General features: G+C 69.1%; 1 protein-coding gene. It reads right to left on the reverse strand.

Going from position 1 to position 670, the window contains the following annotated elements:
* Window positions 1-246: 246 nt before the first annotated feature.
* The coding region (locus A9X05_RS01300) for an LLM class flavin-dependent oxidoreductase (protein WP_231978208.1) at window positions 247-670 on the reverse strand (424 nt) is incomplete at its 5' end.

Genomic DNA, 670 nt, shown 5'->3' on the forward strand with positions numbered 1-670 from the left:
CACGGTGACCATCGTCCTGTCCCGCGGGATGACCGCCCACCCGAATTCGCTGACCACGCTGGACTATCCGCGCGGCAACCTCGCCTTCCGGTGGTTCCTGGCCGACGGGGTGCCGGAGCGTCCGGAGGTGCGACTCGTCAAGGCGACCGACGCGCCCACGGCCGTTCGCTGACGCCCCGGCCGCCGAGCGTGTGGCCCGGGTACGAAAACCGTCGTTAATTTGTCCATATCCCCCACGGTCGGGGTTTAGCCGATCTCGCCGACCAGCTCGATGGCCCGGCCGAGCGTGCCAAGCTTCGCATCCAGCGTGTCGCCGGCCGGATACAGCCGCACGGTGTTCACGCCGGCGTCCCGCCACACGCTGAGCCGGGCGCGAACCATCTCCTCGGTGCCGATCAGCGTGGTGGCCAACACCATCTCGTCGGTGACCAGTGCGGCCGCGCCGTCGCGGTCGCCGCGCTGCCAGCGTTCGCGTACCTCGGCGGCGATCTCGGACCAGCCTTGGCGGCTGTAGGCCTGGTTGTAGTAGTTCGTGCTGGACGAGCCCATGCCGCCCAGGCTGAAGGCGAGCTCCTTTTTGCGGCCCGCGACCATGCCGCGCGGATAGTCCAGCGTGGTCAGCGAATTCGGGTGGGCGGTCATCCCGCGGGACAGGACGATGGTCACCGTG

Source organism: Mycobacterium sp. E3298, assembly GCF_001666895.1.
Classification (GTDB): domain Bacteria; phylum Actinomycetota; class Actinomycetes; order Mycobacteriales; family Mycobacteriaceae; genus Mycobacterium.